The 20239-nt window shown below is 71.6% G+C and carries 18 protein-coding genes and 1 pseudogene; 10 read left to right on the top strand and 9 right to left on the bottom strand.

From position 1 onward, the window contains the following. Positions 1-51 precede the first annotated feature (51 nt). Positions 52-933 (top strand): diacylglycerol kinase family protein, encoded by an 882-nt coding sequence (locus ACFYOH_RS29505; protein ID WP_388631562.1) that lies wholly within the window; start codon positions 52-54, stop codon positions 931-933. Between the two features lie 101 nt (positions 934-1034). Continuing rightward, on the top strand, positions 1035-1412 hold the full coding sequence (locus ACFYOH_RS29500; RefSeq protein ID WP_388631559.1) for an NUDIX hydrolase: 378 nt from the start codon (positions 1035-1037) through the stop codon (positions 1410-1412). Positions 1413-1424: 12 nt separating this feature from the next. Here the strand turns inward: ACFYOH_RS29500 and ACFYOH_RS29495 are convergent, their stop codons facing one another. Then, on the bottom strand, positions 1425-1793 hold the full coding sequence (locus tag ACFYOH_RS29495; protein ID WP_388631556.1) for a thioesterase family protein: 369 nt from the start codon (positions 1791-1793) through the stop codon (positions 1425-1427). A 200-nt stretch (positions 1794-1993) separates the two neighbouring features. Further along, entirely contained in the window at positions 1994-3256 is a 1263-nt protein-coding gene (locus tag ACFYOH_RS29490; protein ID WP_388631553.1) for a molybdopterin molybdotransferase MoeA, read from the bottom strand. Positions 3257-3436: 180 nt separating this feature from the next. On the opposite strand from ACFYOH_RS29490, the gene ACFYOH_RS29485 reads away from it, so the two are divergent. Both ACFYOH_RS29485 and fdhD read left to right on the top strand, forming a co-directional pair. Then, positions 3437-5728: an FdhF/YdeP family oxidoreductase gene (locus ACFYOH_RS29485; RefSeq protein WP_388631550.1), complete on the top strand. Its 2292-nt coding sequence runs from the start codon at positions 3437-3439 to the stop codon at positions 5726-5728. A 42-nt stretch (positions 5729-5770) separates the two neighbouring features. Continuing rightward, entirely contained in the window at positions 5771-6607 is an 837-nt protein-coding gene (fdhD, locus tag ACFYOH_RS29480) for a formate dehydrogenase accessory sulfurtransferase FdhD (protein ID WP_388631547.1), read from the top strand. Positions 6608-7348: 741 nt separating this feature from the next. Here fdhD and ACFYOH_RS29475 read toward each other — a convergent pair. Continuing rightward, positions 7349-8278 (bottom strand): LysR family transcriptional regulator, encoded by a 930-nt coding sequence (locus tag ACFYOH_RS29475; protein WP_388631544.1) that lies wholly within the window; start codon positions 8276-8278, stop codon positions 7349-7351. A gap of 196 nt (positions 8279-8474) precedes the next feature. Here ACFYOH_RS29475 and ACFYOH_RS29470 point away from each other — a divergent pair, with 196 nt between their 5' ends. Together ACFYOH_RS29470 and ACFYOH_RS29465 are read left to right on the top strand one after the other, a co-directional pair. Further along, positions 8475-9413: a Dyp-type peroxidase gene (locus tag ACFYOH_RS29470; protein WP_388631541.1), complete on the top strand. Its 939-nt coding sequence runs from the start codon at positions 8475-8477 to the stop codon at positions 9411-9413. Between the two features lie 129 nt (positions 9414-9542). Continuing rightward, positions 9543-12029 (top strand): ATP-dependent Clp protease ATP-binding subunit, encoded by a 2487-nt coding sequence (locus ACFYOH_RS29465; protein ID WP_388631538.1) that lies wholly within the window; start codon positions 9543-9545, stop codon positions 12027-12029. An 18-nt stretch (positions 12030-12047) separates the two neighbouring features. Here ACFYOH_RS29465 and ACFYOH_RS29460 read toward each other — a convergent pair whose 3' ends face one another. Continuing rightward, positions 12048-12524, bottom strand: a complete 477-nt coding sequence (locus ACFYOH_RS29460) for a GreA/GreB family elongation factor (protein WP_388631535.1) — start codon at positions 12522-12524, stop codon at positions 12048-12050. 370 nt (positions 12525-12894) lie between these two features. Between ACFYOH_RS29460 and ACFYOH_RS29455 the strand changes: the two genes are divergently transcribed. Then, entirely contained in the window at positions 12895-14322 is a 1428-nt protein-coding gene (locus ACFYOH_RS29455; RefSeq protein WP_388631532.1) for a phytoene desaturase family protein, read from the top strand. Positions 14323-14415: 93 nt separating this feature from the next. Here ACFYOH_RS29455 and ACFYOH_RS29450 read toward each other — a convergent pair whose 3' ends face one another. Next, positions 14416-14829 (bottom strand): hypothetical protein, encoded by a 414-nt coding sequence (locus tag ACFYOH_RS29450; protein WP_388631529.1) that lies wholly within the window; start codon positions 14827-14829, stop codon positions 14416-14418. 44 nt (positions 14830-14873) lie between these two features. On the opposite strand from ACFYOH_RS29450, the gene ACFYOH_RS29445 reads away from it, so the two are divergent. Beyond that, positions 14874-15332: a TetR/AcrR family transcriptional regulator gene (locus tag ACFYOH_RS29445; protein ID WP_388631526.1), complete on the top strand. Its 459-nt coding sequence runs from the start codon at positions 14874-14876 to the stop codon at positions 15330-15332. Positions 15333-15425: 93 nt separating this feature from the next. Here ACFYOH_RS29445 and ACFYOH_RS29440 read toward each other — a convergent pair. The 3 genes and pseudogenes from ACFYOH_RS29440 to ACFYOH_RS29430 form a co-directional block, all read right to left on the bottom strand. Further along, positions 15426-15520, bottom strand: a pseudogene (locus ACFYOH_RS29440). Positions 15521-15675: 155 nt separating this feature from the next. After that, entirely contained in the window at positions 15676-16281 is a 606-nt protein-coding gene (locus tag ACFYOH_RS29435; protein WP_388631523.1) for a YdeI family protein, read from the bottom strand. A gap of 75 nt (positions 16282-16356) precedes the next feature. Further along, entirely contained in the window at positions 16357-16749 is a 393-nt protein-coding gene (locus ACFYOH_RS29430; RefSeq protein WP_388631722.1) for a DUF2267 domain-containing protein, read from the bottom strand. 185 nt (positions 16750-16934) lie between these two features. Between ACFYOH_RS29430 and ACFYOH_RS29425 the strand changes: the two genes are divergently transcribed. Beyond that, positions 16935-17996: a YihY/virulence factor BrkB family protein gene (locus tag ACFYOH_RS29425; protein WP_388631520.1), complete on the top strand. Its 1062-nt coding sequence runs from the start codon at positions 16935-16937 to the stop codon at positions 17994-17996. A 61-nt stretch (positions 17997-18057) separates the two neighbouring features. Here the strand turns inward: ACFYOH_RS29425 and ACFYOH_RS29420 are convergent, their stop codons facing one another. Continuing rightward, positions 18058-18807 (bottom strand): SDR family oxidoreductase, encoded by a 750-nt coding sequence (locus tag ACFYOH_RS29420; RefSeq protein ID WP_388631517.1) that lies wholly within the window; start codon positions 18805-18807, stop codon positions 18058-18060. A 120-nt stretch (positions 18808-18927) separates the two neighbouring features. Between ACFYOH_RS29420 and ACFYOH_RS29415 the strand changes: the two genes are divergently transcribed. Beyond that, positions 18928-20238, top strand: a complete 1311-nt coding sequence (locus ACFYOH_RS29415; RefSeq protein ID WP_388631514.1) for a hypothetical protein — start codon at positions 18928-18930, stop codon at positions 20236-20238. Position 20239 lies beyond the last annotated feature (1 nt).

Here is a 20239-nt window from a genome sequence, read left to right as displayed (position 1 = left end):
ACCGATCCGCTGACCGACCCCACCCGATCCGCCTGCTTCGGAGGCACACCGATGCGACAGTTCACCGCCGTCGTCAACCCCACCGCGGGCGGCTCCACCGGGGCGGCGACCCTGCTCCACCTGGCCCGGCTGCTGCGCGAGGCCGGGGCCGAACTGGAGACGGAGTACAGCAACAGCCTCGCCCACGCCCAGGACATCGCCCGCCGCGCCGGTGAGCGCGGCCGGATCGTGCTGGCCGTCGGCGGCGACGGCATCGCCGGCGGCATCGGCGGCGCACTCAGCGGCACCGGAACCGTCCTCGGCCTGGTGCCCGCGGGACGCGGCAACGACTTCGCCCGCGCCCTCGAACTGCCCGCCGACCCCGCGGCACTCGCCGGCATCCTGCTGCACGCCGAGCCACGGCCGGTCGACACCATCGAGGTGGAGTCGGCCGTCCACCCGCGGACGGTCGTCCTGGGCAGCGTCTACGCCGGCGTGGACGCGGTGGCCAACCGGCACGCCAACCACGCCCGGCTGCTGCGGGGTTCCGCCTCCTACTACGCGGGCGGCCTGCGTGCCGTCACCACGTGGCGGCCGGCCGACTACAGCGTCACCGTCGACGGCGAGGAACACACCCACCGCGGCTACACCGTCGTGGCCGCCAACTCCCCTTACTACGGCTCCGGTCGGCTCATCGCCCCCGACGCGCGTGTCGACGACGGCCTGCTGGACGTGGTGATGATCCGCGAGGCACCGCGCAGGCTCTTCTTCACCCTCATGAACGAGCTGAAGACGGGCGGTCATGTGCACCGCCCCGAGGTGCGCGTGCTGCGCGGCAGGGAACTGCGCATCGAGGCGAACAGGCCCGTTCCCTACGGCGCGGACGGGGAGGTCGACGCCGCCCTGCCGGTGACGGTGCGGGTACGACCCGGAGACCTGCCGGTGCTGTACTGAGCCCAGCAGCTGGAAATGACACGGCGCTGGTGCATGACCTGCCAGGTCTGGGTAGGCGGAGGGGAAACCGGCCGCGCGCGCCGGGGGATTGGTGGTCGGTCATGACGCTGGAGCCCGCCGAGGGCGTGGTGCAGGCGGTCGTCCTGTACGACGGCCGGCTGCTGCTCGTGGAGGACGGCCACGGCTGGGCACTGCCGTCCGGCACTCCCGACCCGGCCGAGCCCGCCGAGGCCACCGCGGCGCGCGTCGTCTACGAACTCACCGGGTACCTCGTCGACGGCACGGAGTCCCTGGCCCGACACGACGGTCCACCCCCGGACGGTACGGCGGCGGTGGTGTGCCAGGTGCTGAGCGGGACGCCGTCGGACGGGGCCGCTCTCACCCCGGAGCAGGTGCGCTGGGCGCCGATCCCCGAGACCGCCGACGTCCAACTCCCCGCGGCCGTACGCGAGTACCTTCGGGGACACACGCCCGTATGACGAGCCCGGTCGTCAGTGGTCTGCCGAGTCCAGGGCGCGAGCAAGGAACCGCTGCCGGTCGACGACCGCCCGGTCGATCTCGCCCGTGGCGACCAGCCGGCCCGAGCTGTCGACGGCCCGCACCACGAAGGTGAGGCGCCCGCCCGCGACGGAGGCGGAAGGTTCGGCGCTCACCTCCACTCGGCCGCCGACCGGCGTGGCCCGCAGATGCCGGACCCGCACCTCGGTGCCGACGGTGGTCCGACCGGAGTCGCTGAAGCAGGCGGCGGCCCGCACGGTGGCCGCCTCCAGCCACGCGATCAGCCGCGGGGTGGCGAGCACCGGCACGTCACCGCTGCCCACCGCCACCGCGGTGTCGGCATCGGTCACCTCGTGCTGCATCCCACCACGCTAGGCCTGGGCACGGCGGATGTCGATGTTGCCCCAACCCGTCCGGGCGCGGACCTTGACGGTGTCCTCGGTCTGCTCCGGGGCCTCGGACGGGGTGAACGTGCTGCGAAGGGTGCACCATTCTGGGTGGCACCGGTTGGCGCCGCCAGATGGCGCCAAATCGTGCCGTCGAGCTGGGTGAGTGGCCGGCCTCACCGGCCGGGCAGCTCCAGCACGTCCACTCCGGTGCCGGCCGGCACGCCGGCCGCCGGCACCACCGCGAGGCCGTCCGCCAGGGCCAGGCCGCGCAGCATCGCCGGACCGTCGAACGGCAGCGGCGTCACCTCCTGCCCCGTGGTGAACACGGGTAGCAGCCGGGTGTCCCGCGGATGCCCCGGCAGGGCGGAGCCGGCCACCAGCCTGACCGGCTCGGCGCCGGAGTGCCCGCCGAGGTGGCGCAACAGCGGGTCGGCCAGCGTGACCATGCCGGCCACCGCGGCGAGCGGGTTGCCGGGCAGCCCGACCAGTCGGCGTGCCCGGCCGTCGGCCGTGGCCGGCAGCTCGGCGAGCAGCATCGGGTGACCCGGCCGTACCGCCACGGAGTCCACGAGCAGCCGGGCGCCCACCGCCCGGAGCGTGTCGTGCAGGAAGTCCACCGGTCCGGCCGCTGTGCTCCCCGTCGTGACCACGACGTCGGCGGGCGAGCGGCGTACGGCCTCCCGGAGCGCGTCGAGGTCGTCGGCGAGCAGACGATGGCCGATCAGCTCGGCGCCACACGCGTGCAGCCACGGCGGCAGCAGCGGCCCGAGCGCGTCCCGGACCCGTCCGCCGCGCGGCACGCCGTGCCGGAGCAACTCGTCGCCGAGGACCAGCAGTTCCACACTCGGCCGACGGTGCACCGTCAGCCGGTCGTACCCGGCGGCGGCCGCCAGGCCCAGCACCCGTTCGGTCACGGTGGTGCCGGCGGGCAGCAGCGGCTCACCGGAGCGGCACTCCTGGCCGCGCGGCCGGATGTCGCGGCCTTCGGGCACCGGCGCGGGGGAGCGGTCGTACAGCAGGCCGCGCTCGGGGTTCGCCGCGCCGTGCTCGCGCCGCAGTACGGCGGTCGCGCCGGCCGGCACCGGCGCGCCGGTGGCGATGGGCACGGCCGAGTCCGGCGCGAGCGGCCCGGGTTCCCGGCCGGCCAGGACGCCGGTGCCGCCGAGCCGCCACGGGCCCGGTCCGGCCACGGCCCAGCCGTCCATCGCGGCGGTCGCGAACGGGGGCAGGTCGGTGAGCGCGACGAGCGGTTCGGCCAGTGCGTGGCCCAGCGCGTCGGTGAGAACGCGGGGGACCGCGGGCAGCGGGTGCCCGGCGCAGGACCGGGCGATCGCGCGGGCCGTCTCCCAGGCCCGCGCGGCCCGGAGCGGGTCCGGCTGGGTTCGCGGTCCGTGCGGTGCCGGGCCATCGGCCGGGTGCGTCCGGGATGCCGTCATGCGGGTCATCGTTGGTGAGCCGTCCGAGGAAGTCAAAGAGGCCCCACTTGGGTGCCGATAGGTGGCGCCTATCCGATAACCCGCGCTTATCACGCCATCGAAAACACCTCTTTGACGTGTCTCCGGAAAGAGGCGGATGCTGCCCCGCAGTGCCCATCGGAGAAAGAGGCGGACCGGAAGATGAGCGGTAACGAGGACCCCGTGGACGATCTGTCGGTCACCCCGCCCAAGCGCTGGGCGACCGGTGTCCCGGCGGTGACACACGCACTGGAGTACTCGCTGGGGCAGACGACCGTACGACGTACCGCGCTGACCCTGCTGAACATCAACCAGGTCAAGGGATTCGACTGCCCGGGCTGCGCCTGGCCCGAGCCCGCACCGGGCAAGCGGCACCTCAACGAATACTGCGAGAACGGCGCCAAGCACATCAGCGACGAAGCCACCTCGCGCCGGGTCACCGCCGAGTTCTTCCGCCAGTACCCGATCGCCGAACTGGGCGCCAAGTCGGACTACTGGCTCAACCAGCAGGGTCGGCTGACCGAGCCCATGATCAAGCGGCCCGGTGCGGAACACTACGAACCGATCGGCTGGGACGAGGCGCTCGACATACTGGCCGACGAGCTCCGCCGGCTGGACTCCCCGGACGAGGCCCTCTTCTACACCTCCGGCCGGCTGAACAACGAGGCCGCCTTCCTGCTGCAGCTCTTCGCCCGCGCCTACGGCACCAACAACCTGCCGGACTGCTCCAACATGTGCCACGAGTCCAGCGGATCCGCACTGATGGAGACCCTGGGCATCGGCAAGGGCAGCGTCTCCCTGGACGACATCCACACCGCCGACCTCGTCTTCGTCGTCGGACAGAACCCGGGCACCAACCATCCGCGGATGCTCACCGCACTGGAGGAGACCAAGCGCAACGGCGGCAAGGTCATCGCGGTCAATCCGCTGCCGGAGGCCGGACTCATCCGCTTCAAGCATCCCCAGAAGGCACGCGGAGTGGTCGGCCGGGGTACCGCGATAGCCGACCAGTTCCTGCAGATCCGGCCCGGCGGCGACCTCGCCCTGTTCCAGGCCCTCAACCGGCTGCTGCTGGAGGCCGAGGACGAGCGCCCGGGCACCGTACTCGACCACGGCTTCATCAGCACCCACACCACCGGCTTCGCCGACTTCGCCGACCACGCCCGGAAGGTCGCATGGGAGGACGTCCTCACCGCGACCGGGCTCACCCGGGAGGAGATCGAAAGCGTCCACGACCGGGTGCTGCGCAGCGGGAAGATCATCGTCTGCTGGGCCATGGGCCTCACCCAGCACAAGCACGGTGTCCCCACCATCCGTGAGGTCGTCAACTTCCTGCTGCTGCGCGGCAATGTCGGTCGGCCGGGCGCGGGCGTGTGCCCGGTGCGCGGCCACAGCAACGTCCAGGGCGACCGCACGATGGGCATCTGGGAGCGCATGCCCCAGACGTTCCTCGATGCCCTGGGCCGCGAGTTCGGCTTCACCCCGCCCGCGAAGCACGGACTGGACTCGGTCGACGGCATCCGGGCCATGCGCGACGGCACCGCGAAGCTCTTCCTCGGCGTCGCCGGCAACTTCGTCCGGGCCACCCCCGACAGCCATGTCACCGAGGAGGCGATGCGGCGGTGCCGGCTCACCGCGCACATCTCGACCAAGCTCAACCGCTCCCACACGGTCTGCGGTGATACGGCCCTCATCCTGCCCACCCTCGGCCGCAGCGACCGCGACATCCAGGCGTCCGGCGAGCAGTTCATCACCGTCGAGGACTCCATGAGCGAGGTGCACGCCTCCCGCGGCCGCCTGGCGCCGGCCTCCCCGCACCTGCTCAGCGAGGTCGCGATCATCAGCCGGCTGGCCCGCCGCACCCTCGGCGACGAACCCGCCATCCCCTGGGAGGAGTTCGAGGCGGACTACGGCACCGTCCGCGACCGCATCTCCCGGGTCGTACCGGGCTTCGAGGACTTCAACGCCCGGGTCGCGAGGCCCGGCGGCTTCCGGCTGCCCAACCCGGTGAACCAGCGCGTGTTCCGGACGCCGAGCGGCAAGGCCGTCTTCACCGTCAACGAGTTCACGATGCCGGACATCCCCGAGGGCCATCTGCTGCTGCAGACGCTGCGCTCCCACGACCAGTGGAACACCGTGCCGTACGCGATGGACGACCGCTACCGCGGCATCCACAACGCCCGCCGGGTGGTGCTTGTCAACCCCGCCGACCTGGCCGCCCTCGGGCTCGCCGACCGCGACCGGGTGGACCTGGTCGCCGTCTGGCACGACGGGCTGGAGCGCCGGGCGGAGGACTTCCGTGTCGTCGCCTATCCCGCCAGCCGCGGCTCCGCGGCCTCCTACTACCCCGAGACCAATGTCCTGGTGCCGCTGGACAGTGTCGCCGACATCAGTAACACCCCTACGTCCAAAGGCGTGTTGATCCGCCTGGAGCCCACGCGCGCCGCCGGCTGAGCGACCTGGAGCACCTGGGATCCGCAGGAGAGGAGCAGGTCCATGGGACGAGTGACGGTACGGCGGCGGGTGCTCCGGATCCGCGACGGAGTACCCTCCGCCCGGCCGGACACCCTGGCCGCCGAGGAACCGATGGAGATACGGGTCGGCGGGCGCCCCCTCACCGTGACCATGCGCACCCCGGGCGACGACTTCGACCACGCGGCCGGATTCCTGGCGGGCGAGGGCGTCGTCCATGCCGCCGGCGAGGTGACCGGCATCCGCTACTGCGCCGGCGCCACGGCGGACGGCCGCAACACCTACAACGTGGTGGACGTCGGCCTGGCCCCGGGCGTGGCCGTGCCCGGCGCGTCGCTGGAGCGGAACTTCTACACCACCTCCTCGTGCGGGCTGTGCGGCAAGGCCAGCCTGGACGCGGTGCGCATGGCCACGAGGTGGTCCGTGGCCGAGGACGCGCTGCGCGTGGGCCCGGAGCTCCTCGCCTCCCTGCCCGGAAAGCTCCGTGCGGCGCAGAAGGTGTTCGACAGCACCGGGGGCCTGCACGCGGCCGGACTGTTCACGGCCGACGGCGAACTGCTGTGCATGCGGGAGGACGTGGGCCGGCACAACGCCGTGGACAAGGTCGTCGGACACGCCCTGCGCTCGGACCTGCTGCCGTTGCGCGGCACCCTGCTGATGGTCAGCGGCCGCGCCTCCTTCGAGCTGGTGCAGAAGGCCGTGCTCGCCGGAATCCCCCTGCTTGCGGCCGTCTCGGCCCCCTCCTCGCTGGCCGTGGACCTGGCGGCCGAGAGCGGGCTGACCCTGGTCGGCTTTCTGCGCGGTACGTCGATGAACGTGTACGCCGGTGCGGAACGACTCCAGCCGCAGCCGGTGGGCTGACGTGGGCTGAGGCGGGTTTGACGTGGGGCGGCGGGCGCCTGAAGTGTGCTGGTGGGGGGTCTGACGTGTGCTGGTGGGGGTTTGAAGCGGGCTCACGCGAGGGCTCACGTGGGGGCCGACGGGGGCGCCCGGCGTCGCCGGAACCGGGCCGCGGCCTTCGGCGACTGCGGGGCTGGGTTGCCGGGTGCGGCATCCTGTGGGGTTGAGTGGCCGCGCTCGGCATCTGCGGGGCTGAGCTGCCAGGTGGCACCTGCTGGGTTGGGCCGTGGCGCCCGGCGTCGCCGAGTCGGGCTGCGGCCTTCGGCGGCTGCGGGGCTGGGTTGCCGGGTGCGGCATCCTGTGGGGTTGAGTGGCCGCGCTCGGCCATGCGCTGCTGATCTGCCGTGCCCGGCGTAGTCGGAGCCGGGCCGCCGCCCTCGGCACTGGCGGCGCTGATCCGTCGCGCGTGACCCCTGCGGGGCTGAGCCGCGGTGCCGGGTATCGCCGGAGCCGAGTGGCCGTGCCCGGCGGTCGTGGAGCTGAGCTGATGCGCCCGGCGGTCGTGGAGCTGAGCTGATGCGCCCAGCGACCGGGGGGCTGGGCTGCCCAACGACCGCCGAGTCGAGCCACCGCGTCCGGCGGCCGCGGGCCCGGGCCGTTTGGCCGACAGCTCCGCGGGACCGGGCGGCAGACACCAGTCGGCCGTTCCAAGGCGACGGCAGTGCACGCCAGGGGAGCCGCAGCCGCGCCCGGCGCCGTCGGCTACCGCCCCGGATCCCCCGGCACGCGCTCCAGGGCCGAGGCCACGTCGGTGGTGCGGGCGATGTCCGTCAGCGCCCTCGCCATCACCGAACCGGGCTCCCTGGCGGCGACCACCAGGCCCACGGGCACGGCCGCGGCGGGTTCGATCAGCGGCACCGTCCGCATACCGTGCGGGACACCGAACACATGGAGCCAGGCATGCGGCACGATGGCCGCCCACTGGCCCGTCCTGACGTGGGCGAACAGCGCCGCTACGGAGTCGGTCTCCAGTCGGGGCGAGGGCTGCGTCCCCGCCTGCGCGAACAGCTCGTCCAGCACCCGGCGTCCCTGCATCGCCGGGGTCAGCATGCACAGCGGCAGTCGCGACGCCTCCGCCCAGGTGGCCGACGTACGCCGGGCCAGCCCGTCGGCGGTCGTGAGCAGCAGCACGTACCGCTCCTGGTACAGGGGCACCGTGTGGAAGCCACCCTCCGACACATCCTCGCGCAGATAGGTCACCCCGGCATCGAGCTCGAAGTTCTGCAGCTGCCGCAGGATGTCCCCCGACTGCATGTCCGCTGTCACCTCGACCGTGACCAGCGGGTGCGCCGCGCAGAACGGGCCGGTCAACTCGGCGACGGCACCGGACGCGGTGGGCACGGTGCCGATCCGCATCCTGCCGCTCAAGCCGTTGCGCAGGACATCCACCTCGTCCTTGAGGGCGTCCCGGTCGGCGAGGATCCGCTGCGCCCATACGACGATGCGTTCCCCCTCCGGGGTGAGGCCCTCGTACTTGCGGCCACGCCGCACCAGCGGCACGTCGAGTTCCTCCTCCAGCTTGCGCAGCGCCTCCGACAGAGCGGGCTGGGAGACATGGCAGGCCTGGGCGGCACGGGCGAAATGCCGCTCCCGGGAGAGGGCGACGAGGTATTCCAGCTGACGAAAGAGCACGGCACGGGTGTACCCGACCGCTCCCCGTAAAGCCAACCCCGGCCCGTCGGCCCCTCCGCCGGTCGCGGCGCCGGACTGCGTACGACCTGCCGAGCCGACCGGGCAGCGCCATGCTGGAACGACTTGGTTCCAAGGACCCGACGACTTGGTTCCAAGGCCCTCGTGTCTCCAGGACCTCATGAGGAGGCGTACTGCCGTGGTCGAACCGCAGCCCGTCATCGTCCCGCCGGCCAGGGCGGCGGTGTTCCTCGTCGCCACCATCGATCCGGGCGGGGAGGACACGGTCCGCGGCCTGCTCGAGGACGTTTCGGGGCTGCGCCGCTCGGTGGCCTTCCGCGCGCCGGCCGAGGAACTGAGCTGTGTCGTCGGCATCGGATCGCACGCATGGGACCGGCTGTTCAGCGGCCCGCGCCCACGTCAGTTGCATCCCTTCACGGACCTGGTCGGCCCCCGCCATCGAGCGCTCGGCACACCGGGCGACCTGCTTTTCCACGTCCGCTCCCACCGTATGGATCTCTGCTTCGAACTGACCCGGCTGCTGGGCGAGCGACTCGCGGGAGCGGCCACCGTGGTCGACGAGGTGCACGGCTTCAAATTCTTCGACGAACGTGACCTGCTGGGCTTCGTGGACGGCAGCGAGAACCCCGAGGGAAACGTCGCGGACGACGCCGTGTTCATCGGCGAGGAGGACGCGGAATTCGCGGGCGGCAGCTATGTGATCGTGCAGAAGTACCTGCACGACATGACGGCCTGGAACGCCCTGTCGGTCGAGGAACAGAACCTGGTCATCGGGCGCACCAAACTGGCCAACATCGAACTCCCCGACGATGTGAAACCGGCCGATTCCCATGTCGCGCTCAACACCATCACCGACGAGAGCGGCGACGAACGCAAGATCGTACGGGAGAACATGCCCTTCGGTACCGTCGGCAAAGGCGAGTTCGGCACCTATTTCATCGGATATGCCCGTACCCCGGATGTGACGGAGGAAATGCTGAGGAACATGTTCCTCGGTAGGGATCCGGGCCGGCCCGACCGGATTCTCGAATTCTCTGTGCCGGTCACGGGCTGCCTCTTCCATGTGCCCACCGTCACCTTTCTCGACGACCTGCCCGATGCCCCGAGCGGCTCGTGACCCAGCGTTACCGGAACGGCAATGCGTGTCTTCCGTTTGCGGTGCCGTGCACAGCGGGGTTCAGTGATTACGGACCCCCGGAACAACCACCCCGCGGATTATCGACCTCCCGCGCGCTCAGGAGCTGTCATGTCGATGTCGTTCGGTGCACCGTTCGGTTCGTCGGATCCCTTCGGCGAGTTGTTCAGCCGTTTCTTCGGGATGTCGCCCGCGTCGTCGCCTCCCGCCGTACAGCGGGTGCCCATCGGCCGGCTGCTGACGGAGTCGTCGCAGGAACTGCTCAACGTGGCCGCGCAGCGGGCGCTGGAGGACGGCACGTCCGACCTGGACACCGAACATCTGCTGTGGGCGGCCACCAAGGTCGAACCGTCCCGGAGACTGCTCTCCAAGCTGGACGTCGATCCCGACACGCTGGCGGCCGAGCTCGACAGGATCCTGCCCCGGGAGTCCGGCGAGCCGTCCGCGCAACCGGGCCTGACCCCCGCGGCCAAGCGCACGCTCCGGGCCGCCTACGCCTACTCACAGGCGGCCGGAGTGTCGTACATCGGTCCCGAGCACGTCCTCGGCGCCCTGCTCGGCGACAGTGAGACGGGCGCCGCCAAGCTCCTGCGTGCCGAGGGCATGGACACGCAGAAACTGGCCGGTCTGACCGAGCAGGCCGCTCGCGGCGACGGAGCTCCCGCCGAACGGAAGAAGGCACCGGCGACGACGCTGGACGAGTACGGGCGGGATCTGACGGAGGAGGCGACGGCGGGGAAGCTGGATCCGGTGGTGGGGCGTGGGGAGGAGATCGAGCAGACGGTCGAGATCCTCTCGCGGCGGTCGAAGAACAATCCCGTGCTGATCGGCGAGCCGGGAGTCGGCAAGACGGCGATCGTGGAGGGGCTGGCACAGCGGATCGTGGCCGGTGAGGTGCCGGACACCCTCAAGGACAAGAGGGTCGTGGCTCTGGACCTGTCGGGGATGGTCGCGGGGGCGCAGTACCGGGGCCAGTTCGAGGAGCGGTTGAAGAAGGTCATCGAGGACGTCCAGGCCGCCAAGGGCCGGATCATCCTGTTCATCGACGAACTGCACACCGTCGTGGGCGCGGGGGCGACGGGGGAGGGGTCGATGGACGCGGGCAACATGCTCAAGCCGGCCCTCGCGCGCGGTGAACTCCACGTCGTGGGAGCCACGACGATCGACGAGTACCGCAAGTACGTGGAGAAGGACGCGGCGCTGGAGCGGCGGTTCCAGCCGGTGATGGTGCCCGAACCGACGGTGGAGGAGACGGTGCAGATCCTGGAGGGTCTGCGGGACTCCTACGAGGCGCACCATCAGGTCCGGTTCGACGACGGAGCCTTGGCGGCCGCGGCCGAACTGTCCGACCGCTACATCACCGACCGCTTCCTGCCCGACAAGGCGATCGATGTGATGGACCAGGCCGGTGCGCGGGTGCGGTTGCGCAGCGTGGGCCGGTCCACGGAGGTGATCAGCCGCGAGGACCGCATCGCCCAGCTCCGCCGTGAACTCGACCAGGCCGTCTCCGGGGAGGACTTCGAGAAGGCGTCGGAGCTGAAGCGGCAGATCTCCGAGGTGGAGGGCGAACTCGCCGGCATCGAAGAACGCCGCGAGGGCGTGGTGTCGGTGACGGCCGCCGACATCGCCGACGTGGTCTCCCGGCGTACGGGCATCCCGGTGTCGCAGCTGACCGCGAGCGAGAAGGAGAAGCTGCTCAGGCTGGAGGAGGAGATGCACGCCCGGATCGTCGGCCAGGACGAGGCCGTCACCGCCGTCTCCCAGGCGGTACGGCGCAACCGGGCGGGCATGGGGGATCCGAACCGGCCGGTGGGATCCTTCCTGTTCCTCGGTCCCACGGGTGTCGGAAAGACCGAACTCGCCAAGACCCTCGCGGCGTTGCTGTTCGGGGACGAGGACCGGATGATCCGGTTCGACATGAGCGAGTTCCAGGAGAAGCACACCGTCGCCCGCCTCGTGGGCGCCCCTCCCGGATACGTGGGTTATGAGGAAGCGGGCCAGCTGACGGAGAAGGTGCGCCGACGGCCCTACAGCGTGGTGCTGTTCGACGAGGTGGAGAAGGCGCACCCGGACGTCTTCAACACCCTGCTGCAGATCCTGGACGACGGCCGGCTCACCGACGCCCAGGGCCGCACCGTCGACTTCCGGCACTGCGTGATCATCATGACGTCCAACATCGGCGCGCACCGGATCCTGGACCACAAGGGCGATGTGTCGGAGCTCAAGGACGAGTTGATGGAGGACCTGCGGACCAGGTTCCTGCCGGAGTTCCTCAACCGGATCGATGACATCATCATCTTCCACGGGCTGACGGAGGAGGATCTCGGGAAGATCGTGGACCATCTGCTGGACCACAGCAAACGCCGCGTCCACGCCCAGGGCATGACGCTGGAGGTGACCGATGCGGCGAAGAAACTGCTGATTGCCCACGGCCACCAGCCGGAGTTCGGTGCCCGGCCGCTGCGCCGCACGATCCAGGCGGAACTCGACAACCGGATCGCCACGCTTCTGCTCAGCGGCGAGGCCGATCCCGGCGACACCATCGTCGCCGACGTCGAACACGACTCCCTCCACTGCAGGGTCCGTAGAACCGACTGAGGGCTGACTCCCCAGCGTTCATCCCTGCTCGCCGTGTTCCCCGATCGACATCACGACCACGCTCGACGGGCCGTCGGGCGTGTCGAAGTGGACCGAGTCACCGGGGCGGTGTCCGAGCAGCGCACGGCCGAGCGGACTGTCGGAGGTGACCAGGTTCTGGTCCAGGGCCTCGGCGAGTTCCCCGATCTGGAGCGTCTCCACCGAGCCGTCCGGGAAGCGGACGGTGACCGTGCTGCCCACGCCGACCACGTCCGTGGGGGCTGGCCCGGCCACGTCGGCTCGGCGCAGCCGCTCGGTGATGGTCTCGATACGACGGTCCAGGCGGTCGAGCTGATTGGCGCGCTGCAACTGCTCGGCCTGGTCCGCCTGATCGCCCACCTCCGTGCGGTCCTGCAGAATTCCGGCGACGAGCCGGCGCTCATCACGCAGGTCGGCCAGCTCCTGCTCCAGCGCGCGGCGGGCAGCGGCACCGATCGGCTCCGGGTCACCGGTCATTTCCGCTCCTACGGTCCAGGGAGAACATTCACGAGTCGGACATTTTTCGCATCGTATCAACGAGAGCCCGGGGGCAGTGCTGCCATGCACTGGCGGTCGGGGGCGGCGGCTGCGGTGGAGGCCCCGAGTATCCCGATATACGGTGTTTCCAGGTGTTTTCTTCACCGGTTTCCCTCTCCTTCCAGGAGGTATCCATGTCCTCGAAGCGACGCCGTAAGAAGAAGTCGCGGCGCAACCATCGCGCCAATCACGGCAAGCGGCCCCAGTCCTGACGACCTCGGACGCCTGGGACTGATGCCAGACTCAGGCGTATGAGGATGACGACGGCACCGCCCGCCCCCACGGCCGCGACCACGTCGAGGTGCGCCAGATGACCTCCGCCGTGGTGGTCGGCGGCGGGCCCAACGGCCTCGCCGCCGCTGCCCTCCTCGCCAAGGTGGGACTGCAGGTCACGCTCCTGGAAGCGACGGACGAGGTCGGCGGCGGCACCCGCAGCCACGAGGCGATCCTGCCGGGACTCGTGCACGACCACTGCTCGGCCATCCATCCCATGACCGTCAGCTCCCCGGCGCTGCGCGCACTCGGCCTCGAACGGCACGGGCTGCGCTGGCTGTTGCCGGACGTCGACTGCGTGCACCCGTTGGACGACGGCAGTGCCGGGGTCCTGCTGCGTTCCGTGCCGGACACCGCCCGCATGCTCGGCCCGGACGGTGACCGGTATCGCGCGCTCCTCACCACCCCGGTGCGACACTGGGACGCCCTGGCACACGATGTGATGGGCCCCCTGCTGCGCATCCCCTCGCACCCGCTGCTGCTCGCCCGCTTCGGCCTGCCGACCACCCTTCCCGCCTCCCTCCTCGCCCGCCTCTTCACCACCCCGCGCGCTCGGGCCCTGTGGGCGGGCGTCGCGGCACACGCCTTCCGCCCGCTGTCGCAGCCGTTCACCTCGGCCATCGGGCTCGGCATCCTCACCGCGGGCCATGCCGCCGGCTGGGCCGTGGCCGAAGGCGGCTCGCAGTCCATCGCCCGCAGCATGGAACGCGTGCTGCGCCTGCACGGGGGCATCGTCCACACCGGTGTGCGTGTCACCGACCACCGGCAGCTGCCACCCGCCGATGTGACCCTGCTCGACCTCGACCCCGGCCAGGTCGTCGCCCTCTACGGCGACCGGCTCCCGGCCCGGGTGCGCCGTGCCTACCGGCGGTTCCGGCGGGCCCCCGCCGTCTTCAAGCTCGACCTGGCCGTCGAAGGGGGCGTGCCCTGGACCAACGAGCACGCACGCCGGGCGGGCACCGTACACCTCGGCGGCCCGCTCGCCGAGGTGGCCGACGCGGAGCGGGCCGTGGTGGCCGGCCGCCTGCCGGAATGCCCCTTCGTGCTGGTCGGCCAGCAGTACCTGGCGGACCCCTCCCGTTCGGTGGGCGACGTCCACCCCGTCTACTCCTACGCCCATGTCCCGTACGGCTACGACGGGGACGCGACCGAGGCGATACTCCGTCAGCTGGAGCGGTTCGCCCCCGGAGTCCGCGACCGCATCGTGGGCCGCCGGGTCACCCCGCCCGCCCGGTTCGCCGCCGCCAATCCCAACTTCGCCGGCGGCGACATCATCACCGGGGCCAGTACGATCCCTCAGCTTCTCCTGGGCCCTCGCCCGACCACCGAGCCGTACTCGACCGGCCTGCCGGGTGTGTTCCTGTGCTCGGCGGCGACCCCGCCCGGTGCCGGCGCGCACGGCATGTGCGGCGCCGGAGCCGCGGCGGCCGCACTGCGCCACCTGGGGGTGCGGGCCGCTCGCTGACACATGAGGACGGCCGGCGGCACCGCCTGGGGGACGGTGGCGCCGGCCGGAGTCGACTCGGGCGGTGTTCGCAGATGGCGGCCGGGGCGGCGGTCACGCGGCTCCGGCCGTCCCGGGCAGCTCTGTGGCAGGTGTGCCGTGGCGCCGCGCCAGGCCCTTGCGGTCGTAGGCGAGGGTGCCGAGGAGGCCGGCCCCGAGGCCGAGGACAAGAGCCGCCGCGGCGGCGGTCACCGCGCGACCGAGGCCCGCGTCCCAGACGGCGCCGAAGTACAGCACCGAGCGGACGCCGACGTAGATCTGGTGCAGCGGCTCGAAGGTGCCGAGGAAGCGGACGACGGAGGGAGTGGCCTCCAGCGGGGCCGTACCGCCGGCGCTCGGGACCGAGAGGACGATGAACAGGAAGAGGTTGACCACCATGCCCAGGCCGCCGAGCAGGGCGAGGACGCTCTGGACGACCACGGCCACGGCGGTGATCGCGAGCACGCTGAGCCCCCATCTGAAGCTCACGAGCGAGGAAATCGACCGCGCACTGCTCGACGTGGCCCCCTTTCGTGTCTGCCCGGCACGGATTCGTCCAGGGGCCCGTCCAGGCCATCGCCGACGCCGCCGGCTACTCGAAGGCCGCCGTCCTCAAGGGCTTCGGGTCGAAGGAACGCATCCAGGCCGCCGTCGTCGCCCGCACCGAGGAACACATCACGCGCGTCGCCGCCGCGGCCGCCGGACTCCCGGTCGGAAAGCGGCGCGACGCGGCCCTGCTCAACGCGCTCGTCGAAATGATCGAGGAGTGGCCGGGCACGGGCGCGCTCATCGTGGGCGCCTTCTGGCTCACCCGCGACCCCGAGATCCTCGAACGCCTCGCACAGGCCCAGGAGCGGCGGGTGCGGGTGGTGTCCGCGATCGGCGCGGTGACCTCCACCATGATGGCCAACCGCGACACCCGATGGACGGAGCTGACGGACGTCGTGGTGGCCGCGGGACTGGGCGCCCTGGGCCACGCGTCCGCCACCTGACGGCCACCGTGTGACGCCCGCCGTCGGGCGGAGTGCCTCCCTGATACCGCGCAGGTTGTACGGGGCGGGCGGAGGCCCAGGGCCTCGGCAGTGCGGAGAGGGCAGGATTCGAACCTGCGTGGACCCTACGGATCCGACCTCGAGCCAACGCTCACCGGTCCCCGATCAACCACTCCGGGCACCTCTCCTCGCTCCCGGCTGCGCGGTCGCCCGCTCCGCCGTTCACATGGACAACGGTGCCGGAACCGGCTGACACCACGCTGACGCGCCTCCAAGTGCGGTCCGTGCGTCGCCTCTTCGGTACCGCGCGGATCGGAAGCGATGAGGGCCCGAGGCGCGGAGATCAGAGGTGGAGCTTCTGCTGGGCGGCGAGCATGGCGACGAACTTCTCGATGCGCGCCGCCCGCGTCTGCGGCTTCTTGGCGTCCTGGACGCGGTAGAGGATCGCGTACCGGTTGTGGCTGTCCAGCGTCGCGAAGAAGTCCCGGGCCTGAGGACAGGCCTCCAGAGCCGCCCGGAGGTCCTCGGGCACCGTCGCGGCGCGCTGACCCTCGTACGCCGCCTCCCAGCGGCCGTCCGCCTTGGCCTTCTCCACTTCCCGCAGGCCGGCCGGTCGCATCCGGCCCCGCTCCGTGAGTTCGGTGGCCTTCTCCCGGTTCACCTTCGACCACTTGCTGCCCGGCCGCCGCGGGGTGAAGCGCTGCAGCCAGTGCCGCTCGTCCAGCTTCTTCTTCTGCCCGTCGATCCAGCCGAAGCAGAGCGCCGCCTCCAGCGCCTCCGCGTAGCCGACGCCGTCGAGCCCGGAGTCTGCCTTCGGGATCTTCAGCCAGATGCCCGGCACATCGGTGTGATGCTCCTCCAGCCACATCTCCCACGCCTGCTGCGTGGCGAAGGCCATGACCGGATCGGCCCCGTGCTGTGCTCCACCCGTCTGTGCTTCACCCGGCATGCGCCACATCAAATCCCACGCCGCCCGCGCGGTCAATCAGGAGGCACGCCCCGATGCCGGCACAGGGTGCCGGGCTCAGTCCGCCAGGTCCGTCCTGCCGAACAGGGCGGCGTAGCTCGACGGGAGCTGGCTGAAGACCTGGTTCAGCTCTCCTCCGCTGACGCTGTCGGCGACCGTGGTCAGGACCGCGCCGGCGTCCCACTGGGCCGTACGCGGCCTGCTCCCGATCCGCTCGGCGACCCGGCGGTGGAACTCCTCGACCCCGAACCGCTCCGGCCGGGGCTGCTTCGCGTCGGCCAGACTCGGGCCCAGCGGTCCGGGCAGCTGGGAGGCGAGGTCGTCGATCTCCCCAGGGCTGATCCGCTGCGCCAGCACACTCAGCACGGCCTCCGTGACCTGCGCCGCCTCATCCTGGCTGGGGTACTCGCCGCGCTCGCGCACACGGGCGAGGAACTCGTCGTACCTCATCATCGTCACCTCCACTTCGGTGCCGTTTCACCGCTGCGCCCGTGTCCCCGGCACCCGAGCCGTCTCAGGCGCGCCCGCTCATACGTCGGACTTCTCGGTCCCAGTACCCAGCCCACCGCGGGATGCACGGCCGGATCCGACGGGCACACCTGCTTGGAACCGCGAGCCCGGGTTACCCGGCCCGCATGCCGAAGCCGCATCGTGCCGGGCGCAGCCACCGCCACAGCGACGACGCACCGGTGCCGCGTGTGCAGGCGCCGCAGGACGCCGGACCCGATCCACGGATTGAGCGGGCCGCGCCCGACACACCGGCGCAACTGCCCAAGCGGGCCTGGGGTGCGGTGCTGAAGGGCTCCCTGCGCGAGTTCCAGGACGACGAGCTGACCGACCGGGCCGCCGCCCTGACCTACTACGGGGTCCTCGCCCTCTTCCCGGCCCTGCTGGTCCTGGTGTCACTGCTGGGCATCGCCGGCAGGTCGGTCACCGGCAAGGTGCTGGCCGATCTCCGGCACCTCGCGCCCGGCTCCGCCCGGGACATCGTCATCAGGTCCGTGGAGCAGCTGCAGAACAACGCCGGCACCGGATCGGTCATGGCCGTCGTCGGCGTCGTACTGGCGGTCTGGTCGGCCTCCGGGTACGTGGCCGCCTTCATCCGGGCCGCCAACGCCGTCTACGACATGCCGGAGGGCCGCCGGGTGTGGAAGATCCTGCCGCTGCGGATCGGCGTCACCGTCATGCTGACGGTGCTCGCCGTGGCCGGCGCGCTGATGGTCGCCCTCACCGGCGGCCTGGCCCGCCACGCGGGTCGGGCGCTGGGGCTCGGCGACACGGCCCTGACGGTGTGGTCGATCGCGAAGTGGCCGGTGCTGGTCCTGCTGGTCACGGTGATGATCGCGATCCTGTACCGGGCGACCCCGAACGCCAGGACCAAGGGCTTCAGGTGGATCACCCCGGGCAGCGTCCTCGCCCTGGCGATCTGGATGATCGCTTCCGCCGGGTTCGCCGTCTACGTCGCGAACTTCGCCTCCTACAACAAGACCTACGGCCCCATGGCCGGCGTGATCGTCTTCCTGGTCTGGCTCTGGATCAGCAATCTGGCGATCCTGCTCGGCCTGGAGTTCGACGCGGAGACCGTGCGGCAGCGGGCCGTCGCCGGCGGGCATCCGCCGGGGGCCGAGCCCTACACCCAGCCGCGCGACACCAGGAAGTGGCACGAGGACGACGTACGCCGACTGCGCCAGACATGACCGGTCCGGCGGTTCAGAACGGGGCGCCCCGGGGCTCGGGAGCACGGCGCGCCCCGCTCGCTCACGCCGCGTACCCGCCGTCCACGGAGAGCTCCGCTCCGGTCACGTACACCGCCTCCGGCCCCGCCAGATAGGCCACGGCGGAGGCCACTTCCTCGGCTGTGCCGAAGCGGCCGAGGGCGGTCATGGCCGCCTGAGCGGACGCGAAGGGACCGCCGGCGGGGTTCATGTCGGTGTCGGTCGGGCCCGGATGTACGACGTTCGCCGTGATCCCGCGCTCGCCCAGCTCGCGGGCCAGTGCCTTTGTCAGCCCGACGACGGCCGACTTGCTCATCGCGTACAGGGTGGCGCCGGGGCCCGGCGCGTGATGGGTGATACAGCTGCCGACGGTGATGATCCGGCTGCCGGACGCCATGAGCGCGGCAGCGGCCTGGGCGGCCAGGAACATCCCGCGGATGTTCACGGCGATCAGGCGGTCCACGTCGGCGAGGGTCAGGCTCTCCAGCGGCTGCATCAGCCCGACGGCCGCATTGTTCACGAGGATGTCCAGACCTCCGAGCGCCTCGGCCGCACGTTCCACCGCGCCCGCCGCCTCCTCCGCGTCCGCGGCGTCGGCGCGCAGGGCCACCGCCCGCCGCCCCAGGGCCTCGACGGCCCGCACCACGTCCTCCGCTGCTTCCTTCCCGTGCACATAGGTCACGGCCACATCCGCGCCCTGCCGTGCCAGGCGCAGTGCCGCCGCCGCACCGATGCCCCGGCTGCCGCCGGTGACCAGGGCCTTCTTACCGTCAAGGGGTGCCTGTGAAGTCATGCCTCCATCTCACCGGCGAGGCGAGAGGAAGGCTGGCGGCGAACGGACCTCGACCTGAGGTCCCGGAAGAACGGCGTTGTCAGTGGCGCGTCGTAGTGTGCCGAGCATGACCGTTCCCTGATGGTGGTGCGCAGGCCGGTCGAAGGAGAAGTCCACGTCCACTACGGCCAGCTCTACGTCGAGAGCGATCCGGAGAGTTACGGCCCGGACCTCGCCGAGGCTTTCGCAGGCCAGGGTTCCGGGCTGTGCGGCGCGGCGATTCCCGGGACCTTGTGGCTGACGACCGGACTTCATACGGGTCACGTCGGCTTCACCGTCGAAGTGCATGACGAGGCCCCGCCGTCGGACCTGGACTGGGAGGACGTCGTGGAGGTGTCCTTCCGGCCGGTCTCGGACAGTACCGCGCTCGTGCTGTGGGGAGGGGAGGGCTCCTGGGAGCTGGACCTGGAGGAGACCGACTACCGGGTCCGCTACAGCGCCAAGGGCATGGACGCGGCACACGAGGAGGACACCCGACTCGACGACGAGCCGCAACTGGACTGCTATCTCCTGCAGTTCTGGCCCGCACCACCCGCGCCGGACCGTGTCCTGCGGCAGACCTCGAAGATGGCGGCGTACTGGCACGACTACGCCCGTCGGCTGCCGCCGCCGCCCACACCGGCCGAACGCGCCGAGGCGCTGCGCCAGGCCCGCCTCAAGCAAGAACAGGCGGACAGAGAACGTGAACTGGCCTACGAACGCTGGGAGTGGGGCGGGCGCTCGCCGAGCCCGGCGCTGCGCGCCGTCGGCGGAAACGTGCGCGGCCTGCTCGCCTTCGACGCGGCGCTCGTGCACGCCATGGACGCGGGGGGCACCGTCACACAGCGGGCGGTGGCCCTGCTGGCCGCGCGCCGCGCGTGCGAGGCGGCGGGGCTCGTGGAGCTGGACTGGATCGCCGCGGGACTCACCGCCGTCGCCGAGGGCCGGCCGCTGCCACCGCCGCTGGACGACGGGGACCAGGTGTGGCGGGCCCTCGAAGGCGACCCGAGGGTCCCGGACCGGACCGTCGGCCAGGCCGTGCCGCCCGAGCGCCCGCTGTTCGAAGCACCGGCGCCGGACTGGGCCGAGGTGTCCTTGCCGATTCCCGAGTCCGAGCCCACGGCGCGCGGTCCCGCGGCCGACCGGGCGACGGCACCGACGCCGCCCGAATGGCCGGTACCCGAGCCCACGGGAGCGACGCAGTACACCGTGTGCGTCACGATCGGCGAGCCGAGACCGTCGCTGCCCGTCTCACAGCCGCACATGGCCGTCCCCGCACTGCTCGGCGCCGCGGATCCCGACCCGCTGCGGGCGGCCCTCGACGCGGTGTACGCGGGCATCGCCACGTACGGCGAGGACTACCCGGCCCTGCTCCGGGAGGTCTGGTCGATGTGCGAGGGCAGCCGCTCCTAGC

It is taken from the genome of Streptomyces sp. NPDC007856 (assembly GCF_042868225.1).
Taxonomy (GTDB): Bacteria; Actinomycetota; Actinomycetes; order Streptomycetales; family Streptomycetaceae; genus Streptomyces.
The sequence above is the reverse complement of the archived record's forward strand: the minus strand, read 5'-3'. Positions and strand labels throughout refer to the sequence as shown.